We start from the raw sequence: 18592 nt of genomic DNA, 5'->3' as shown, positions 1-18592 counted from the left end.
TACTTAAAGCACTTTGTGAGTGTGAGAATGCTGTTTAATATTGTCTTCTTTGGTAACAACTCTGGCGGCATTTAAAACCCGTTTCCGCTCAATGGAATACTTAAATTCAGTGTAGTTTGTACCTAATGGAATCAGGGATTTTGCAGATTCACGACGCTTGTAGGTACGAGCGGCTGCAAATGCCCGTGGCACAAATTCCTCTCCAAACTGAGCCGACTCTGGAAAGCCATCTGGTAGCAGTGGTGAATCGCCATCCAGCAGAGATCCCAAAGTTGTGGCATGAGCCAGCTTATAGGAGGTAGGAATGCCCTTTAACAGCGCTTCCAAAGCCGCAGAGGGAATCGGTTCTATAACTTCGATTTGATAAACTTCTCCATCTTCTTTGACAAAGCAGGTTGCCAAGCCGATCACAATGTAATCATCGGTTGCTAAATCAGGGGCATTGGGATAGAAAATTGCGGTTGTCATCGGAAAATTTCTCAAAACTTAAAAATTGAATTTAGGGATTGGGGTATGGGGCATTGGGGAGGCATGCGGTCTTCTCCCAAGGGAGAGGCTAGCGCAAAGGGGTCTCCCCAAGTGGAGCAACTGCCGTCATTGGGGATTGGGGATTGGGGATTATTATTTCCCTTGTCTCTCTCATCTCCCTCATTTCCTTTGCCACCAGTCCCCGTCTCCTCTTTCTCATCTCTAAATGAACGGCTTGTTGGCATTCTACCAAGTTGTCGCTCTCACTACTTGACTAGTCTTTAAGATTAACGTCTGCTATTTCTGGAATTCATCTTCGGGATCAAGTATCTATGAATAGGTTTGAGGAGCAATTGTTTATTTAAAGGGTAGATTTCTACTGGTGTGAGTAGTTTAAATCTCAGTCTTAAGATGGCTTTAAAGTAACCATAAGTACCTTGAGAATAGACATACTGGTAAAATCACCAGCGTTAAAAAACTAGACTTTTATTTAACAAAGCAGGGATTTCAAGCAGGGAAAGATGAATATTCACTCATTTTTAGCTGACGATGACCAGCAAAGTAACCAATACAAGTATGTTCTAAATACTACAAATAAACTTCAAGAGCAGAGGAAAAACGATCGCAGCAAATGTACTTTCGGGGATAGCGACTTACGCTCTTATGCTTTGAGCTTGGCTCAACAAGGAAATTATACTGAAGCGATCGCACTTTTAACCCAACTAATCTGCCGCCACCCCCACAATGCCGTTGATTACAACAACCGGGGGCTAATTTATTTTCAAAGTGGCGAAAGGCAAAAAGCGCTTTCCGACTATAACACTGCCCTTAAACTTAATCCCTATTTGGCTAGTGCTTATAATAACCGGGCAAATTACTACGCGGCTTGTGGAGAATTAGCAGTAGCACTTGCCGACTACGATCAAGCGATTGATTTGAAACCTCACCATGTCCGCGCGTGGATTAACCGAGGCATTACCTGGCGTGATTTGGGGCAATACGAGGCGGCAATTGAAAATTTTGAGCTAGCACTGCTTTTCGGTCAACTAGAAGGTCATATCTGGGCTGAGCGCGGCAGGACTTATCACCTTTGGGGCGACTGGAATTGTGCGATCGCTGATTATCGTCGCGCCCTTACTCAACTACCCTCTCTCGATAACAATAAGGATATTACTGGTTGTCGCTTGCGTTTACAAATTGAAAATCGGCTAGATGAGTTACTATCTCAATCAGCGTCCTAATTGGTAGATTAGTTCTTCTGGGGGATTCAAAATTCAAAATAATTGATTAATTTTGAATTAGAGTTTGGTGACGCTGTATCGCTAATGACTAATAAATGATAACTACATAGCTATTCAAAAATTAGCTATTAACCATTACTTTTTAGCAATAATATGAATTAGCACCCGGTTTATACGTAGCCAGAATCACAATAAACCTAAATAATCTTAAATTCGCCATTTGTCTTAGGGTAACGAGTCTGTTTGCTCATCTTCTTGGCGATCTTGATTCATCAACACGATCTGACGCTGGCTAGGATCGAATCGGTATCCTTGTCGTTGTCTAATAATTTTAGCTTCTTGGGGATCAAAGTTACGGCTAAATTCCGTTTGTAAACCATTGACATGTCCTTCCATCAGCTTGACTTCAGTACTCATTTCTCGCAATTTTTCTTGCTGTAACCAATGATAAGGCAAGAGTTGTGTCAAGGCAGATGCTGCAACGGCTGTAATCACAAGATTGACCGCTATTTTGGCTGTGCTTTCCAGTGCCATCACCTTGTAAGAACGTTCACGAAGATGCCGCTTTGGTCGAGAAATGACCCGGCGTTTTTGTATAGGTTGTAACGGGGGTCTGGAGGGTTGAATCGCGTTCATGATGCTAAAAGATAACCTCGCTTAGTGAAGGGAAGCACTATCAGAAGAGTGCTGAGTGCTGAGTTATGAGTGCTGAGTAAAAAAATCACTAATCACACTCAGCATCAAATCAGTTCAGAGTAGCTAGTGCCTCGGCTTAAATAGGAAGGTTCATAAGTACTACTTTTTACTCATTACTTCTTCTTGGACACTCAGCACGGGCTAAACGCCGCGCTACCGCTAACAGCACTTAGCACTCTTGAATGCTTGATTTAGCTGTCATATTACTTCATTTTTTTGAAATAGCTACAAGTGCCGCACTAGTTAAAAAATAACCTGGCTTACGTAAGTGCAAGGTTTCTAGATACTTATGGCTTTACACCATAAAGTCTGGAAATTGCACCCCGTACTGCCAGGATTATTAGCTTTTTAACTGTGTCACATCGGAGCCTTATTTGTAAAGTTCTGTGGCTAATCGCCAAGCTAGAACTCCTGGGATCAAGGCTACAACTAAAGCGATGTAAACTTGAGTATCTGAGATGGAAGATATCTGAGCAATGTACAGAGTATCTAAGATAGGCATGGCTGAAAACCTCCTAACCTGAATTGATTTTGAACAGTTCGTTTACTACTTTTCCTTGTTTTGCCAAGATTGGGGAATATCTTGTTACAAGATGCAACAAAAGCAGTTATTAGTCAGTAGTCCTTATTTATTCTCCATTAAAAAAATTTATAAAAATTATGAATTTGTATTTGGGTATTGACTTCGGCACATCTGGCGCACGGGGCATGGTGATTGACGAGGAAGCCTATTGTATTCAAGCTGAGGTACGATATCCATTCAAGGACTCACCAGCCGTCGTTACGCCAAAAATTTGGCAAGAGACTTTGTTTGTGCTGGTGGAACAAATACCTGATCAATTGCGGCGAGAAATAAAAGCGATCGCAATTAATGGTACTTCTTCCACTGTCTTGCTAGTCGATGCTGTTGGCAATCCTGTAGATACACCACTTTTGTACAACGATGCGCGGGGATCATTGGTGCTAGAGCATTTGAGGAGTATAGCACCCCCTAATCATACCGTGTTGAGTGCCACCTCCAGCTTGGCGAAACTTTTGTGGATGAGGCAACAACCTTCTTTTAGTGAAGCTAGATATTTTCTGCATCAAGCAGATTGGCTGGCGTTTCTCCTACATGGACAGTTGGGGATTAGCGATTATCATAATGCTTTAAAGCTAGGTTATGACGTAGAAGAGTTGAAATACCCAGAATGGCTAGAAAAATTGCAAATACCAATTCAGCTACCCAAAGTTTTACCTCCTGGTACTCCAATTGCCCAATTGCGTCCTGAAATTGCCGATCAATTCGGTTTCCGGCGTGATTGTTATGTGTGTGCAGGTACAACTGATAGTATTGCCGCTTTTCTCGCCAGTGGGGCAAAATTACCTGGTGAAGCCGTGACTTCCCTTGGTTCAACGTTAGTACTAAAGTTGTTAAGTCGTACCCGGCAAGAAGATGCCAGATATGGGATTTACAGCCATCGGTTAGGGGATTTATGGCTGACTGGTGGTGCTTCTAATACTGGAGGTGCAGTACTAAAGCAATTTTTCACAAATGCTGAGTTAGAAAGCCTTAGCCGGGAGATTGATGCTTCAATTGCCAGCGAGTTAGATTATTATCCGTTATTGAAGGTAGGCGATCGCTTTCCGATTAACGATCCCAATTTACCGCCACGTTTGTCACCACGCCCAGATAACCCAGTGGAATTTTTGCATGGGTTGTTAGAAAGCATTGCCCGCATAGAAGCGCGAGGGTATGAATTATTACAGCAAATGGGCGCAGACAAATTACTCCGTGTTTATACTGCTGGTGGTGGCGCGGCGAATGATATTTGGACTACGATTAGGGCGCGTTATTTGCAAGTTCCTGTAGTAGCGTCAGTGTATACGGAAGCGGCTTACGGGACGGCGCTGTTGGCGATGGGTGAACAAAAGTAATTTTGTAACTATCTTTTCGTAGGTATTTCGTAAATCAGTATCTATCCCAGTGACAATCGACATATCTCGGCCGATACTGGGATGATTAGATACCGGACTATAGATTCCAGGTTGATCATCTGGGCAGCTATTCGGGGATGGGTGCTTCGCCATAAGCGAATGTCATCTATCCCCTTTATTAATTATCGGTGTGAGTTTTCACTAGCGTAGCGTCGCTAAGGTAACGGGTGGATTCATGTAATAGAAGACTCGCTTCTGGACGACATTTTAGCTTAAAAAAAGAAAAACTTTATTCCTGTAGAAAAAAGTGGGAAAAGTGGGATAAGTAGGATATTGTCAGAAAGCAGTTAACAAGCGTTAAAATGCTGTATAATAAAAGTAGTAGTAGAAAAAAGCAATACCTTACGCCTGAAAAAAATGCAACAGAAACAAAAGATTTACGAGGGAGTTTTAGTGATGTTTGAGGAGCTAAAAACGGAAGAAGAAGAAGCTTTTTCAGGAGGACAGACTTCCACAGGAAACGGAATTAACTTAAAGATTGACGCTGATGACGCGACATCTAACGCGAACGTTTTAGGGAATTTTTTATTTATTGACGCGAATTTATACGATTAAACGAACGCGCCACTAATTATATCGATTAATTTAATTTCAAACGTTCTATTTTCGTCAGTCAGTCAGTCTTCGTTTTCGTTTCCGGGGGTAGGGAGGTATCATACCTCATTCATGCAACTTACGTCAAACGCTCTATTAGCTAGAACAAACTTCTTTAAAACTTCTGCCACTTGCGGGCATTCCGATACCTGGCACCGCGCGAAAAGTGTCAGTTGACCAGGTGAGCATTTGTGCTTACCCTTATTCCGGCTAATTTTATGGCCAGCCAGCAACTTACTTCCCCAGCAAGAAAGTTTGGCTGGCTTTGCTTTCGGTTTATACCGTTGACAAAACCCCCGATATTTTTTGGCACATTCATCTAAAGTTTTACCCAGTTCTAGAAAAGCCGGATGCCATTGAGTCAATCCATCAACAGTCAATTGATCATAAGTGCCGTAATTACTAAAATCGTAGAAAAAACTGCGTCGCATTTGAGCAGCTTTGGGATTGCCATGAATGTAGCGTAGAGTATTTAATGCTCGCTTAGTATCCGTGGGTGGAAACCCACAGCTATAATATCTCGCCTCCCAAAAGTGCCCTGTGCGATTGAGCATTCGATTAAAGCACATGGCTGTGTACCAATTGAGAAAATGCATGATTTTAGGCAAATCTTCTGGGGTAGCTGGTTCTATGAGATAGTGGACGTGGTTGGACATAATGATATATAGCGCTTCTAGATTGAGTCCAATACAGACCTAACCCCCAGCCCCTTAAGAGCAAGGGAAGCTACGGTATACACACAAGTCGGAAAAACTTCACTTCATCCACCAAAGATTTGCAGTGCGTTACGCTGGCGTGACAAAGCTAAATTGTTGCAATCATGGCGTAGCCCACCGCAGGCATCGCCAACGCATTTGTTATTTCGGCGAACTGATTTGTTATTTCGGCGAACTGATTTGTTATTTCGGCGAACTGATTTGTTATTTCGGCGAACGCATTTGTTATTTTGGCGAACTCATTTGTTATTTTGGCGTTTCCATAACGCACTCTACGAAACAACTAGAAGAGTTGAAACCTATGCTGTCATACTTGTGTGTAGACCGTAGTGCAAGGGAAGGGGAGTAAGATTCAAAGCTTCTCTCCTGAAAGGCTACAGTGTACACACAAGTCGAATTACCCCCCTTAGTCCCCCCTTATAAAGGGGGGAAACAGGAAATCTAGTTCCCTCAAAAATCAACGTAACCGAAACTCGCCGATAACTTCTTACAAAGGGGGAAACAGGAAATCTAGTTCCCTCCCCTTTATAAGGGGAGGGTTAGGGTGGGGTGATTTGCAAACTGAAAACTCCTATTATTGCTTTGGCGTTACTGAATCAAGGCATGATTCTTATAGTGTGGGCAACATGAGCGCCCCGATATACAAGGGACGCTCATGTTGCCCGTCTCACAAAACTAACAAAATCATCCCGCAAATATGCAACGCCATTGCTTTCTTTCATTGACAGTTAGTAGCCTATCCTGATTCTGGAAAAACCTTCGGGTATTTTATAAATGCAGATGAATGCCTGACGGCAGTAGGCTGCTTTAATAACAGCAAGCGGAACATGGAGACAAAAAAGTGCAAATCACTAAGCGCAATGTTGAGTTAAGAGTAGATGGCAGCTTAATGCGTGTTTATGTTGCGGCTCCCAAAGCAGCAGGAAAATACCCTGGTATTGTCTTCTACAGTGATATTTATCAGTTAGGTGATGCAATGATTCGTCTAGCTAACTACTTAGCAGGATACGGCTATGTAGTAGCAGCACCAGAAATTTTTCACCGAATTGAGCCAGTTGGTTTAGTAATTGAGCCAGACGATTTGGGAAGGATGCGGGGAAATGACGATGCGCGTCGAACCTCGGTAGCTGATTATGATGCCGATTGCCTTGCTGTAATTGAATTTTTGAAAACAGAGAGTGCGGTTTGTCCAGATAAAATAGGCACTCTCGGCTTTTGTATTGGTGGACATTTAGCTTTCCGTGCAGCATTTCAAAATGAAATTCGGGCTTGTGTCTGCTGTTACCCTACTGGGATTCCCAGTGGTAAACTGGGTAAAGAGGTAGCCGATACAATCCAGAGAGTAAGTGAAATCAAGGGCGAGATGCTAATGGTGTTCGGTACTCTTGACCCTCATATACCAGATAGCGATCGCCAAACCATAATAAAAGCAATTGAGGATGCTAACATCCCTCACCAAGTTTTCTTGTATGAAGCAGAACATACATTCATGCGCGACGACGGTTATCGTTATGATTCTAGTGCTACCACCGCAGCTTGGTCAGAAATAGTAACTTTTTTGGGGCGCATATTTGCAGACTGAAAATTCCCATTATTGCTTTCTTCGCGTCAATTTTGAGTTGTCTGCAACGCTAATAACCCAGCACCATAAGCAGGTTCATACCTCGGAAATATCACCTTTACATTAAGAAACTTCTTAACAAGAGACGTTGCAAATCTTTCATGGATATTGCATCTACCGCGCCAGACACTTCCTGTTGTGACTACTTCTAAAACTGAGTCAGTAGTAAAAATCGCATCAATTACTGTAGATGTAGCTTTTACTAATTCTTTTACAGCATCATCAATTATCATATTCGCTACTATATCACCTGACGCTGCTGCAAAATCTACAACTGGTGCTAAAGCAGCTATCTGTTTAACTCCCCATTCTCGGCGATATACTACTTCTATTAAATCTTCTATACTTTTTAAGTCAAGATGCTGTTTGAAACCTTCTATCAAACTCGTTGGAATCTCTCGTCCATCATAAGATTTTAATGCTGCGTTCATGCCTGCGAGCGCAATTTTATAAGCGCTACCTTCATCTCCTAAAATATACCCCCAGCCGCCAACTCGTTTGGTGTCTCCTTGATGATTTCGTCCGAAAACTATCGAACCAGTACCGGCTCCAACCACAATTCCTACAGGCTGACCAATTCCACCAACTAAAGCAATTAAAGCATCATTACAAATTACAATATTCGTTGGTTGTAATGCCCAAGTAATAGGCAATTTGTTATTCTGTAAATCTTTAACTAAACCTTTCATTACTTCGATATCTGTTACACGACCTACACCTGCTAAACCCAAACATATCGCGTTGATATTCACAGTATTTGTAATTATTGCTGCCTCAACTGCATTGTGAATTGCTAATTGAATAGATTCTAAAGTTGCTTCGATACCTATACTCTGATAATTAGATGGCCCTGCTTCACCACGACCTAACACTAGATGCAAATCATCCATCAAGACACAAACAGTCTTGCTACCACCGCCATCTATTCCCAAAACATAACTCATATAGCAGTTCTAAATCTTTGTTAAAATTTCTATTTCTTATCTCTCTGTGTTCTCTGCGCCTCTGTGGTTCGATTACAAACCTATTTTTCATAACTCATTTATAATTGTTATAAATTTATAATAATATTAACTATCTTGACGCTTAGGTTCTTCTTTTAAAGGAATAAGAAATAGAGCAATCATCCCAGGAATCGTGAGTAAACAGACCAAGACAAAAAATAATGGATAACCAAGTGCTTTTTGCAGATAACCACTAACTAATCCGGGTAACATCATTCCTAAAGCCATAAAGCCGGTAGAGATAGCAAAATGAGAAGTTTTATATTCACCTTGGCAAATATACATTAAATAAACACTAAAAGCTGTAAATCCAAAACCATAGCCAAATTGCTCCAAGGAAACCAAGGGATAGACTAATGTTAGTGAAGGCTTCGTGTAAGCCATATACACATAAAACATATTAGGTAAATTCAATGCTAAAGCCATAGGAAATAAACATTTTTTTAATCCATATTTAGAAATTAGTAAACCTCCTAAAATTCCTCCACAGATTAGTGATATTACCCCAAATGTACCATAGACTAACCCGACATCTGATGTTGATAGCCCTAAACCACCTACTTCGGGTTTATCTAATAAAAATAAAGAGGCTATCTTTACAAGCATTGCTTCACCAAGTCTATAAAGCAATATAAATGCTAAAATATTTGTAATTTTATCTTGAGCAAAATATGAGCTAATGATTGACCAAAAAGGTATATTTTCCCTAGCTTCTATTTGTCGTTGGTTGTCTGATTCAGGTAAAGGTAAAATTAGGCGGTGGAAAATAAACAGAATTGATAAAATTAAAGCTGAGAAACCAATAGTTATAGTCCAGCTTAAAGGAATGTTGTTCAGAGAAACTTCAAGCTGACCTGCTAAGACTACTAATATTCCAGACCCAAAAATGACAGCCATTCTATAAAACAGTGAGCGAATGCCAACAAATAAGGCTTGTTGTTCTGGAGATAAAGCCAGCAGATAAAAGCCATCTGTGGCAATGTCATAAGTCGCAGAAATAAATGCTCCTATTGTTAATGTCGCAAGGGAGATGAAAAAGAAATTTGGCAGTTGCAAAGAGAAGGCTATCAAACCCAAACAAGCGAACATCGCAAATTGGGTATAAAGTATCCATTGACGTTTGGTAGAATAAATATCGACAATTGGGCCCCAAAACATTTTGATAACCCAAGGTAGATAGAGAAAACTTGTCCACAAGGCAATTTGAGTATTATCTATTCCGAGCTTTTTGTAAAAGATTACGGAAACTGTATTGATGATGATGTAAGGTATGCCAGAGGCAAAGTAGAGGGTGGGTATGTATGTCCAGGGGGAACGGGTGGTGGTTTGAGGTTTCATATTTGCCTCTAATTATCGGTGTTATTAAAATTAGCATCCAATAGGACACCAATAAGATAAATTATCTGTAATTTCCCCTTCAGAAAGGCGAATTCCTACACCTCCAGATATGAATTTGTCATTACCATTGTTATATAGCCATGCTCCCCAAACCTGAGTCATTGACTTGCCATCAACTTCTAATTTAGGAAATTCTAATAACTCTTGATAGACATAATTCTGTTGTGTATACCAAGGGTCATTATTACTACTACGCACAGAGATATTTCCTGAATTAACTGCAAATCCTCCTTCACCTTCTCTTCCTAAAATAGGTTTGGCAAAGTATGAATTACCTATTGCTGTTGCACTCAGTGATGTTTTAGGAAAATATTCCCAAACTGTCCCAGCATCTTTGCCAGAAAAAAAGTCATATCCCAAATCTGTAATTAGAGCAAATATACTTTTTGGTTGCAGTGCAAAGGCAGAACCAAAGTTCGCGATCGCAATTTTATTCTCAAAAATTAGTTGCTCTAGAGCCGGCCATAATCTTTCACCTTTTTCATCAGTATCATGGATTAGCCATTCCACTGGATACCACATAAAAAGTATATCTATTGGTTTTTTTGTTCTCTGGTCAAATAGATACTCACCATCTTTGATGCCAAGATATTCTAAGGGTAAAATGGTACTTTTGGACTCCAAGTAATTTCTTAACCATCGCATAGTACCTAAATCTTCGGCATTATTCAAAGCTGTAAATGCTACGCGACAGTCTGTAATTGGTTTACCCAAATTTAATGCGGCTCTATTTACATGCTGATTGAGTGTTATTTTTAAGATTTTTTGAGCATCTAAATCTGGTTCTTGCAATCCAAAATGTCTGGCGACTTTATTATTGCCGTCCGTACACTCAAACCAAAAACTAGGAGTTTGGGGATTAGTTTCTACTACCTTTTTTATCCCCGTTTCTTGATTCCAGCACCAGTCAAGACGCATACAATATGGTGCGAGGAAGTCATATTTAACTAACTTGATGGTAGCTTCCGGAAATCCATAGTAAAGTAGTGTATCCTCATCAAGAGTGCGGATAATTTCCCATGCTTGGGTTAAAACACTACCGACTAATTCTGATGCTTGCTGGATTTCTTGGATCGTCTGCGGTAAAACTTTATGGCAATAATAAAGAGCGTAAGGTGTTTCTTGGTCAGTCAGAGGTATACCTGTTCCTTCTTCAATAGGAGCAAAGTTATACCAACCCATTTTCATCGACTGAAATAGACGCTTTCGTTGAGGACTGTTGAAAATATTCATAACTCTTTTATCCACCCGCATGACCACCGCGACCGAAACTACCAAAACCACTACGACCCTTAGAAGAACCTCTGGAAGTCCCGACCTCCGATGAATCACCAGAACCAAATCTTCTAATGCTACTCCCACCAGAGTAACCACTCGATCTGCCGCTACCATTAGATGAGGGTGAACAGTTATTGGGTTGTTGTTTAGCGTTCGGCGACGTTGTGGAGATGCAATCTGACTGTCTTGCTTCTGGGGTTGTCGCACAAGAAGCAAGTAGCGATACAGTCATAACGAACACTATGAGTTGAAATAAACCTGGTTTCAATTTCATGAGTCTTTCTGGATGAATATACAGATGTCAGTTACGGAATTTATGCAAGATAACTACAAGGGTCAAAAATAGATTTCGCATTTCCAGATAGATTTTTTAAGGGTATATCGACGATTTAGAGAATTGCTAAACAAACCCTCTCCAACCCTGTGGCAAAATTTATTAGAGTCCTTCCATAGTTAGTTTGCCCAGCATGACCGCAACTATTCCGAATCTCCCCAGTCTCTACGACCCCTTTTCCACTGAAGCCAAGTGGCAAAAATTCTGGGAAGACAACCAAGTTTACAAAGCTGACCCCAACAAAGGCGGCGAACCCTACTGCATCGTCATTCCACCGCCGAATGTCACCGGCAGTTTGCACATGGGTCACGCTTTTGAAAGTGCGTTGATTGATACCCTCGTGCGCTACCACCGGATGCAGGGACGTAATACCCTGTGGCTACCCGGAACTGACCACGCCAGCATCGCTGTGCATACTATGCTGGAAAAGCAACTCAAAAAAGAGGGTAAGACTCGCTACGAATTGGGGCGCGAAAAATTCCTAGAACGCGCTTGGCAATGGAAGGCGGAGTCTGAGGGAACGATTCTGAATCAGCTACGACGCTTGGGTGTCTCGGTGGACTGGTCACGGGAAAGGTTTACCCTGGATGAGGGTTTATCTAAAGCTGTTGTCGAGGCGTTTACTCGCCTTTACGAGGAAGGCTTAATTTATCGTGGTGAATATTTAGTTAACTGGTGTCCTGCTTCTCAGTCGGCTGTGTCTGACGTAGAAGTGGAAAATCAAGAGGTGAATGGAAATCTCTGGCACTTCCGCTATCCCCTCACCGATGGTTCCGGTTTTGTAGAGGTGGCCACAACTCGACCAGAAACGATGCTGGGCGATACAGCTGTAGCGGTTAATCCCAATGACGATCGCTACAAACATCTCATTGGTAAAACTCTAACTCTGCCAATTCTACAACGAGAAATTCCGATCATTGGCGATGAATATGTTGACCCCACTTTCGGCACGGGTTGCGTGAAAATAACTCCCGCCCATGACCCGAACGATTTTGATATGGGTAAGCGTCACAATCTGCCGTTAATCAACATTATGAATAAAGACGGCACTCTCAACGCCAATGCTGGGGAGTTTCAAGGACAAGACCGCTTTGTTGCTAGAAAAAATGTGGTTTCTCGCTTAGAAGCAGATGGCTTTTTGGTGAAGATCGAAGATTATAAACATACCGTTCCCTACAGCGATCGCGGTAAAGTACCTATTGAACCCCTCCTTTCAACTCAGTGGTTCGTCAAAATTCGCCCCCTAGCTGACAACACTCTCGAATTCCTCGACCAGCAAACTTCTCCAGAGTTTGTCCCCCAACGCTGGACTAAGGTTTATCGTGATTGGCTAGTAAAACTGACTGATTGGTGCATCTCTCGCCAATTATGGTGGGGACACCAAATTCCGGCTTGGTACGCTGTCAGTGAAACAGATGGGCAAATTACCGATAATACGCCGTTTGTAGTAGCGAAATCGGAAACTGAAGCTTGGGAAAAAGCCAAATCACAATTTGGTGAAAATGTCAAGCTAGAACAAGACCCAGATGTGTTAGATACTTGGTTTTCTGCTGGAATCTGGCCATTTTCGACTTTGGGCTGGCCAGAACAAACTCAGGATTTAGCAACTTATTACCCAACTACCACTTTGGTAACAGGCTTTGACATCATCTTTTTCTGGGTAGCCAGAATGACTATGATGGCTGGGCATTTTACGGGGCAAATGCCTTTCCAAACAGTTTACATTCATGGTTTGGTGCTGGATGAAAAAGGTCAGAAGATGTCAAAGAGCAAAGGTAATGGCATTGACCCATTGTTATTAATTGACAAATATGGTACTGATGCCCTGCGGTATACCCTAATTAAGGAAGTGGCTGGCGCTGGTCAAGATATCCGCTTAGAATACGATCGCAAAAAGGATGAATCAGCATCTGTAGAGGCATCCCGCAATTTTGCAAACAAGTTGTGGAATGCTGCCCGATTTGTGATGATGAATTTGGATGGACAAATGCCGCAACAATTGGGGAATCCAGTAGCCACAGAATTGAGCGATCGCTGGATCATCTCGCGGTATCATCAAGTTATCAAAGAAACCACTAATTACATCGATAATTACGGTTTAGGGGAAGCAGCAAAAGGACTCTACGAATTCATTTGGGGTGATTTCTGCGATCAATATATTGAACTAGTGAAATCTAGATTGCAAGCAGATGCCGATCCAGTATCGCGGCGGGTAGCACAGCAAACCCTCGGCTATGTGCTGGAAGGAATTTTAAAACTGCTTCATCCCTTCATGCCTCATATTACCGAAGAAATTTGGCAAACTCTCACCCAACAACCACCAGATTCGCCGCAAACTTTACCATTGCAACTATATCCTCAGATAGATGTAAATTTGATTGATTTAGGTTTAGAAGAACAGTTTGAATTGCTAATTGCTACTATCCGCACAATTCGGAATTTGCGGGCTGAAGCAGATATTAAACCAGGGGTCAAAGTAACAGCAAATTTGCAAACTGAAAGCGAAAAGGAGCGGGGAATTCTCACTGCTGGACAATCTTATATTAAAGATTTGGCTAAGGTTGAGACTTTAACCATTGCTGACAAAGAAAAAAGCCAAACTACTGCTAAAAAACCTCAAAGGGGTTTGAAGACAATTGGTTTAATTATTGTAGCCATTGTCTTTGGTAGAGTGGCTTTAGCTGCGGGAAATGCCATTGATGACATTCCCATCATCGGAACTTTCTTTGAACTAGTTGGTTTTGGTTACACAGCGTGGTTTGTTAGCCAAAATTTACTCACTGCTCAAGCAAGACTTAGGTTATGGAACCGATTTTTCCCGCAGAGTAAATTAGAACAAGCACAAGAAACAGAAAATGCGATCGCAGGTGTAATTGGTACAATACAGGTGCTAATTCCTCTAAGCGGTGTGGTAGATATTGAAGCTGTGCGTGCCAAGCTAGAAAAAAGCTTGAGTAAAGCTGAAGCCGAAGTTCAATCCCTGAGTACCAGATTAAACAATCCTAGTTTCGTAGATAGAGCTAGGGCTGACGTGGTACAGGGGGCGCGTGATGCCTTAGCAGAAGCACAGAAGCAAGCTGAAATTTTGCGCGATCGCCTCAAGGGGTTGTCGTAGCGATCGCCTGCGTGGCTTAGGATAACTGTAATGGGTAATGGGATTATTAATTCCCAATTACCCATTACCAATTAACAAGATCCAAATCTCAATTCTGGGACTTATTATTTTATTAAACTTTTTTAATTTTTAATTTTTAATTTTTAATTGGAGCGAAGCGACCCTCATGCTATATCTAGCCCAGGTGCGTAAAAACGATTTTTTAGACCAGCACCAGTTACGCTTATTGGCGCGTCAAGAAGCTGATAACTTGTGGGCGATAATTCCCGAAGAAGCTTTCATTCTGCTAGGCAAGGGAAAGATCATGAGTGAGAACTTGCTTGTTCTAGTCGAACTTTCTCCTACAGGCGATATTGAAAGAATAGAAGACGCTGCCAACTGGGTACTTTATCTGGTACAAAACTACCTCACCATCGGCATTACCCCAGAATTTTTGCAGCACGAAGCCGAGCGAGCAGAACATTGGCGACAATCCCTGACGTTGCAAAATCAAGACTTAGCAAGGCGTTCTTTAGAGTTAGAAGCCAGACGCGAACAAATTCAAGCCTTAGAAGAAAGCCTCAAACGCGAGAAAAATGGTTATTCCCAAGAGGAAAGTTAAAAGTTTACAGTTATGTTGCACTCAAATGTGTATTTATGACAGATTACCCAGCAAGAGTTGATCTGTCTCTTACTGGGTAATTTCTCAATGCTTGTTATAGTTAGCTTGCGTTAGGCAATGATAGTAATATTTGCACTACTAAGCGCCACCTGATTGGAGAACTGGGCAATTTGAATAACTTGTGCAGCATTACCAGTTCCATCCGCGTCAAAGAAAAGATTACCCGTAGTTTTATCGTATATAAAGCGATCGCTCGCTGCGATCGCAGTGGTACCAAGTCGAAACAGGCCCGAATCGAGCGTAGTATTTTGAGATTGAACCAGTCCGAATTCAGCCTTGGAAATCAAGATAGTATCCTCTCCAAGAGTAAAATCAGCGATCATATCATACCCTCCAATACGGGTACCAGTTAGGTTGAAGCTATCTTGCCCAGTTTCACCAGTCAATACATCTCGACCAACTCCACCAGCGATTAGATCGTCACCTGCACTACCGAACAAGGTGTCATTGCCTGAGTTACCAAAGAGGCTATCATGACCATCTCCTCCAGTTAATGTGTTAGCAGCATTATTTCCCATCAGGATGTTATTAAGGCTATTACCAGTACCATTGATTGCTCCGGTTCCAGTCAGAGTCAAATTCTCCTGGTTATTTCCCAACACCCAATTCACCGAAGAATTGACTAAATCTGTGCCTGCATCTAAGCCTTCAATAATCAAGTCGTTTACGTTGTCTACAGTGTAAATATCATTACCGACTCCACCATCAAGACTGTCAGTCCCTGCACCTCCATTCAAGGAGTCATCACCTACACCGCCTAACAAGGTATCATTACCTGAGCTACCAAAGAGGCTATCGTTGCCATCAACTCCATTTAACGTGTTAGCACCACTATTTCCCGTCAGGATGTTATTAAAGCTATTACCAGTACCATTGATTACCCCACTTCCAGTCAGGGTCAAGTTCTCCAGGTTATCTGCCAACACCCAATTCACCGAAGACTTAATTAAATCAGTGCCTGAATTTAAGCCTTCAATAATCGAGTCGTTTACGTTGTCTACAGTGTAAATGTCATTGCCAGCTCCACCATTAAGACTATCAGATCCTAAACCTCCATCCAAGGTGTCATCACCTGCACCGCCTAACAAGGTGTCATTGCCGGAACCACCAATTATGCTATCGTTGCCATCTTCTCCATTCAAGATGTTAGCACCAGTATTGCCAATCAAGATGTTATTAAGACTGTTACTAGTACCATTGATTACCCCACTTCCAGTCAGGGTCAAGTTCTCCAGGTTATTTCCCAACACCCAACTCACCGAAGATTTAACTAAATCTGTGCCTGCATTTAAGCCTTCAATAATAATATCGTTCAGATTGTCTACGATATAAATATCATTGCCGACTCCACCATTGAGACTATCAGATCCTAAACCGCCATCTAAGGTATCATTGCCTGCACCACCCAACAAGGTGTCATTGTCGGAATCACCAAAGAGGTTATCGTTGCCATTTTCTCCACTCAAAATGTTAACGCCAGTATTACCAATCAAGATGTTATTAAAGCTATTACCAGTACCATTGATTACCCCACTTCCAGTCAGGGTCAAGTTCTCCAGGTTATTTCCCAACACCCAACTCACCGAAGACTTAACTAAATCTGTGCCTGCATTTAAGGCTTCAATAATAATATCGTTCAGGTTGTCTACGATATAAATATCATTGCCTTTACCACCAATGAGACTGTCAACTCCTGCACCACCATCTAAGGAATCATTTCCATCGGCGCCATCAAGGGTGTCATTATCACCTAGTCCTTGGAGCGTGTCATTGCCCTGCAATCCTGAGATGACATCAATATTGACTGTACCATTCAGGTTGTCTGCACCTAAAGTACCATTAATTACATTGTATTGATTAATAGTCAAGTTGACGGTAGCAGTACTATTGCCTCCATGCCCATCACTTATAGTGTAAGTGAAGCTATCGAAGCCATAATAGTTTTGAACAGGGGTATAAGTGTAAGTACCGTCGTTGTTGTTAACTAAGCTTCCTTGGCTAGGTTGGGTGAAGCCAGTAATACTCAAAACATCACTAACATCGACATCTTTATCATTGCTTAACAGAGTAGTAGCACTAATAATAACGGGTATGTTTCTTTTTGTGGTGATGCTATCGTTAACAGCAACAGGCGCATCATTCATCGCCGTAATATTAATATCGCGGGTAACGGCAGTACTATTAGCAGTCCCATCATTAATTAGAAAGCTGACGGTACGAGGTGTAAGACTGGGGTTATCACTACTGTTGGTATAAGTAATAGAACGTAGTGCGGTTTGATAATTAGCAACGGTGGCACTGCCAGTTAAGGTTAAGACACCTGTGATGCTGTTGTAGCTGCCCGTAATCCCATTTTGATTGGTGAAGGCGAGACTATCTTGAGCAGAAATAAAGCCACTGCTAATTCTGACAGTAGCACTAGCTAGGTTAGCAGAGTCTTCATCGCTAACGGTGATGCCTGAATCGATGGCTGTAGTAGCGTTCTCGGTGTATGCCAGAGCAGAGTTGGTAGTAGTAGCAATGGGCGCATTGTTCACTGCCGTAATATTAATATTGCGGGTAACAACAGTACTATTATCAGTCCCATCATTGACTACAAAGCTGACGGTACGAGGTGTAGTAGTGGGGTTATCACTACTGTTGGTATAAGTAACAGAACGTAGTGCGGTTTGATAGTTAGCAACAGTAGAACTGCCAGTTAAGGTTAAGACACCTGTGCTGCTGTTGTAGCTGCCTGTAATCCCATTTTGATTGGTGAAGGCGAGGATGTCTTCAGCAGAGACAAAACCACTGGTAATCCTGACAGTGGCACTAGCTAGGTTGTCTGAGTCTAAGTCGCTAACGGTGATACCTGAGTCAATGACTGTAGTAGCGTTCTCAGTATATACCAGGGCAGAGTTGGTGGCAGTAGCAATAGGTGCATCATTTACTGCCGTAATATTAATATTGCGGGTAATGGCAGTACTATCAGCAGCCCCATCATTAACTATAAAGCTGACAGTACGAGGTGTAAGACTGGGGTTATCACTGTTGTTGGTATAAGTAATAGAACGTAGTGCGGCTTGGTAGTTAGCAACAGTGGAACTGCCAGTTAAGGTTAAAACACCTGCGGTGCTGTCGTAGCTGCCCGTAATCCCATTTTGGTTGGTGAAGGCGAGGGTGTCTTGAGCAGAGGCGAAACCACTGGTAATGCTAATAGTGGCACTAGCCAAGTTGTCTGAGTCTTGATCGCTGACGGTGATGCCTGAGTCAATGGCTATAGTGGTGTTTTCGGTGTATGCCAAGGCAGAGACAGAAGCAGAAATGATTGTCGGGGGAACCCCTTTATTGGGGTTTAGTTGGGCATATATCCCATTGATAGAACCATCCTGACCATCGCTTTGCCAGGAAATGACAAAGTCTCCCCCTGCATTCATTGCAACTGTGGGGATACTTTGGTCGCTGGTGGTGTAGGTATTAACCTTAAATTCGCCCCCTTGAGCCACCCCA

Annotated in this window: 15 protein-coding genes; 6 read left to right on the top strand and 9 right to left on the bottom strand. The window is 42.1% G+C overall.

Annotated features, from left to right (window positions below; all coding sequences use genetic code 11):
• Window positions 1-3 precede the first annotated feature (3 nt).
• Window positions 4-468: a hypothetical protein gene (locus RMY16_RS13035; RefSeq protein WP_322736719.1), complete on the bottom strand. Its 465-nt coding sequence runs from the start codon at window positions 466-468 to the stop codon at window positions 4-6.
• Between the two features lie 521 nt (window positions 469-989).
• Between RMY16_RS13035 and RMY16_RS13030 the strand changes: the two genes are divergently transcribed.
• Window positions 990-1709, top strand: coding sequence for a tetratricopeptide repeat protein (locus tag RMY16_RS13030; protein WP_322660799.1), 720 nt, complete (start codon window positions 990-992; stop codon window positions 1707-1709).
• 225 nt (window positions 1710-1934) lie between these two features.
• On the opposite strand, the gene RMY16_RS13025 is transcribed toward RMY16_RS13030, so the two are convergent.
• Window positions 1935-2345 (bottom strand): hypothetical protein, encoded by a 411-nt coding sequence (locus tag RMY16_RS13025; RefSeq protein ID WP_322736718.1) that lies wholly within the window; start codon window positions 2343-2345, stop codon window positions 1935-1937.
• Window positions 2346-2775: 430 nt separating this feature from the next.
• The gene (gene psaM / locus RMY16_RS13020) at window positions 2776-2865 is read right to left on the bottom strand and encodes a photosystem I reaction center subunit XII (RefSeq protein ID WP_040630342.1); all 90 of its coding nucleotides are present in this window, start codon (window positions 2863-2865) and stop codon (window positions 2776-2778) included.
• Between the two features lie 200 nt (window positions 2866-3065).
• On the opposite strand from psaM, the gene RMY16_RS13015 reads away from it, so the two are divergent.
• Both RMY16_RS13015 and RMY16_RS13010 read left to right on the top strand, forming a co-directional pair.
• Window positions 3066-4322 (top strand): FGGY-family carbohydrate kinase, encoded by a 1257-nt coding sequence (locus RMY16_RS13015; protein WP_322736717.1) that lies wholly within the window; start codon window positions 3066-3068, stop codon window positions 4320-4322.
• Window positions 4323-4739: 417 nt separating this feature from the next.
• Complete coding sequence (locus RMY16_RS13010) at window positions 4740-4937, top strand: hypothetical protein (RefSeq protein ID WP_322736716.1); 198 nt, start codon at window positions 4740-4742, stop codon at window positions 4935-4937.
• Window positions 4938-5035: 98 nt separating this feature from the next.
• Here the strand turns inward: RMY16_RS13010 and RMY16_RS13005 are convergent, their stop codons facing one another.
• Window positions 5036-5632 carry a transposase gene (locus RMY16_RS13005; protein ID WP_322736715.1) on the bottom strand — a complete coding sequence of 199 codons (597 nt, stop codon included), beginning with the start codon at window positions 5630-5632 and terminating at the stop codon, window positions 5036-5038.
• A 901-nt stretch (window positions 5633-6533) separates the two neighbouring features.
• Between RMY16_RS13005 and RMY16_RS13000 the strand changes: the two genes are divergently transcribed.
• On the top strand, window positions 6534-7274 hold the full coding sequence (locus RMY16_RS13000; protein ID WP_322736714.1) for a dienelactone hydrolase family protein: 741 nt from the start codon (window positions 6534-6536) through the stop codon (window positions 7272-7274).
• Between the two features lie 26 nt (window positions 7275-7300).
• Here RMY16_RS13000 and RMY16_RS12995 read toward each other — a convergent pair whose 3' ends face one another.
• The 4 genes from RMY16_RS12995 to RMY16_RS12980 form a co-directional block, all read right to left on the bottom strand.
• Window positions 7301-8257, bottom strand: a complete 957-nt coding sequence (locus RMY16_RS12995; protein ID WP_322736713.1) for an N-acetylglucosamine kinase — start codon at window positions 8255-8257, stop codon at window positions 7301-7303.
• Window positions 8258-8383: 126 nt separating this feature from the next.
• Window positions 8384-9655 (bottom strand): AmpG family muropeptide MFS transporter, encoded by a 1272-nt coding sequence (locus RMY16_RS12990; protein WP_322736712.1) that lies wholly within the window; start codon window positions 9653-9655, stop codon window positions 8384-8386.
• A 30-nt stretch (window positions 9656-9685) separates the two neighbouring features.
• Window positions 9686-10948, bottom strand: a complete 1263-nt coding sequence (locus RMY16_RS12985) for a glutathionylspermidine synthase family protein (RefSeq protein ID WP_322736711.1) — start codon at window positions 10946-10948, stop codon at window positions 9686-9688.
• Between the two features lie 7 nt (window positions 10949-10955).
• The gene (locus RMY16_RS12980) at window positions 10956-11267 is read right to left on the bottom strand and encodes a hypothetical protein (protein ID WP_322736710.1); all 312 of its coding nucleotides are present in this window, start codon (window positions 11265-11267) and stop codon (window positions 10956-10958) included.
• A 193-nt stretch (window positions 11268-11460) separates the two neighbouring features.
• Here RMY16_RS12980 and RMY16_RS12975 point away from each other — a divergent pair, with 193 nt between their 5' ends.
• Window positions 11461-14442 (top strand): valine--tRNA ligase, encoded by a 2982-nt coding sequence (locus tag RMY16_RS12975; protein ID WP_322736709.1) that lies wholly within the window; start codon window positions 11461-11463, stop codon window positions 14440-14442.
• A gap of 166 nt (window positions 14443-14608) precedes the next feature.
• A complete protein-coding gene (locus RMY16_RS12970; protein WP_322736708.1) occupies window positions 14609-15043 on the top strand; it encodes a hypothetical protein in 435 nt (144 codons plus the stop codon).
• Between the two features lie 110 nt (window positions 15044-15153).
• Here the strand turns inward: RMY16_RS12970 and RMY16_RS12965 are convergent.
• Window positions 15154-18592: beta strand repeat-containing protein (locus tag RMY16_RS12965; protein WP_322736707.1), on the bottom strand; the 3439-nt coding region annotated here is incomplete at its 5' end.

The sequence above is a fragment of the Nostoc sp. DedQUE12b genome (assembly GCF_034530835.1).
GTDB lineage: Bacteria > Cyanobacteriota > Cyanobacteriia > Cyanobacteriales > Nostocaceae > Nostoc.
The sequence above is the reverse complement of the archived record's forward strand: the minus strand, read 5'-3'. Positions and strand labels throughout refer to the sequence as shown.

What these genes read in the sequence shown, in the direction of transcription:
- RMY16_RS13025 (WP_322736718.1), bottom strand. Translation starts at nt 2,345, where the DNA reads ATGAACGCGATTCAACCCTCCAGACCCCCGTTACAACCTATACAAAAA.
- RMY16_RS13030 (WP_322660799.1), top strand. Translation starts at nt 990, where the DNA reads ATGAATATTCACTCATTTTTAGCTGACGATGACCAGCAAAGTAACCAA.
- RMY16_RS12995 (WP_322736713.1), bottom strand. Translation starts at nt 8,257, where the DNA reads ATGAGTTATGTTTTGGGAATAGATGGCGGTGGTAGCAAGACTGTTTGT.
- RMY16_RS13035 (WP_322736719.1), bottom strand. Translation starts at nt 468, where the DNA reads ATGACAACCGCAATTTTCTATCCCAATGCCCCTGATTTAGCAACCGAT.
- RMY16_RS13005 (WP_322736715.1), bottom strand. Translation starts at nt 5,632, where the DNA reads ATGTCCAACCACGTCCACTATCTCATAGAACCAGCTACCCCAGAAGAT.
- RMY16_RS13015 (WP_322736717.1), top strand. Translation starts at nt 3,066, where the DNA reads ATGAATTTGTATTTGGGTATTGACTTCGGCACATCTGGCGCACGGGGC.
- RMY16_RS12975 (WP_322736709.1), top strand. Translation starts at nt 11,461, where the DNA reads ATGACCGCAACTATTCCGAATCTCCCCAGTCTCTACGACCCCTTTTCC.
- RMY16_RS13010 (WP_322736716.1), top strand. Translation starts at nt 4,740, where the DNA reads ATGCAACAGAAACAAAAGATTTACGAGGGAGTTTTAGTGATGTTTGAG.
- RMY16_RS12985 (WP_322736711.1), bottom strand. Translation starts at nt 10,948, where the DNA reads ATGAATATTTTCAACAGTCCTCAACGAAAGCGTCTATTTCAGTCGATG.
- RMY16_RS12980 (WP_322736710.1), bottom strand. Translation starts at nt 11,267, where the DNA reads ATGAAATTGAAACCAGGTTTATTTCAACTCATAGTGTTCGTTATGACT.
- RMY16_RS12990 (WP_322736712.1), bottom strand. Translation starts at nt 9,655, where the DNA reads ATGAAACCTCAAACCACCACCCGTTCCCCCTGGACATACATACCCACC.
- RMY16_RS12970 (WP_322736708.1), top strand. Translation starts at nt 14,609, where the DNA reads ATGCTATATCTAGCCCAGGTGCGTAAAAACGATTTTTTAGACCAGCAC.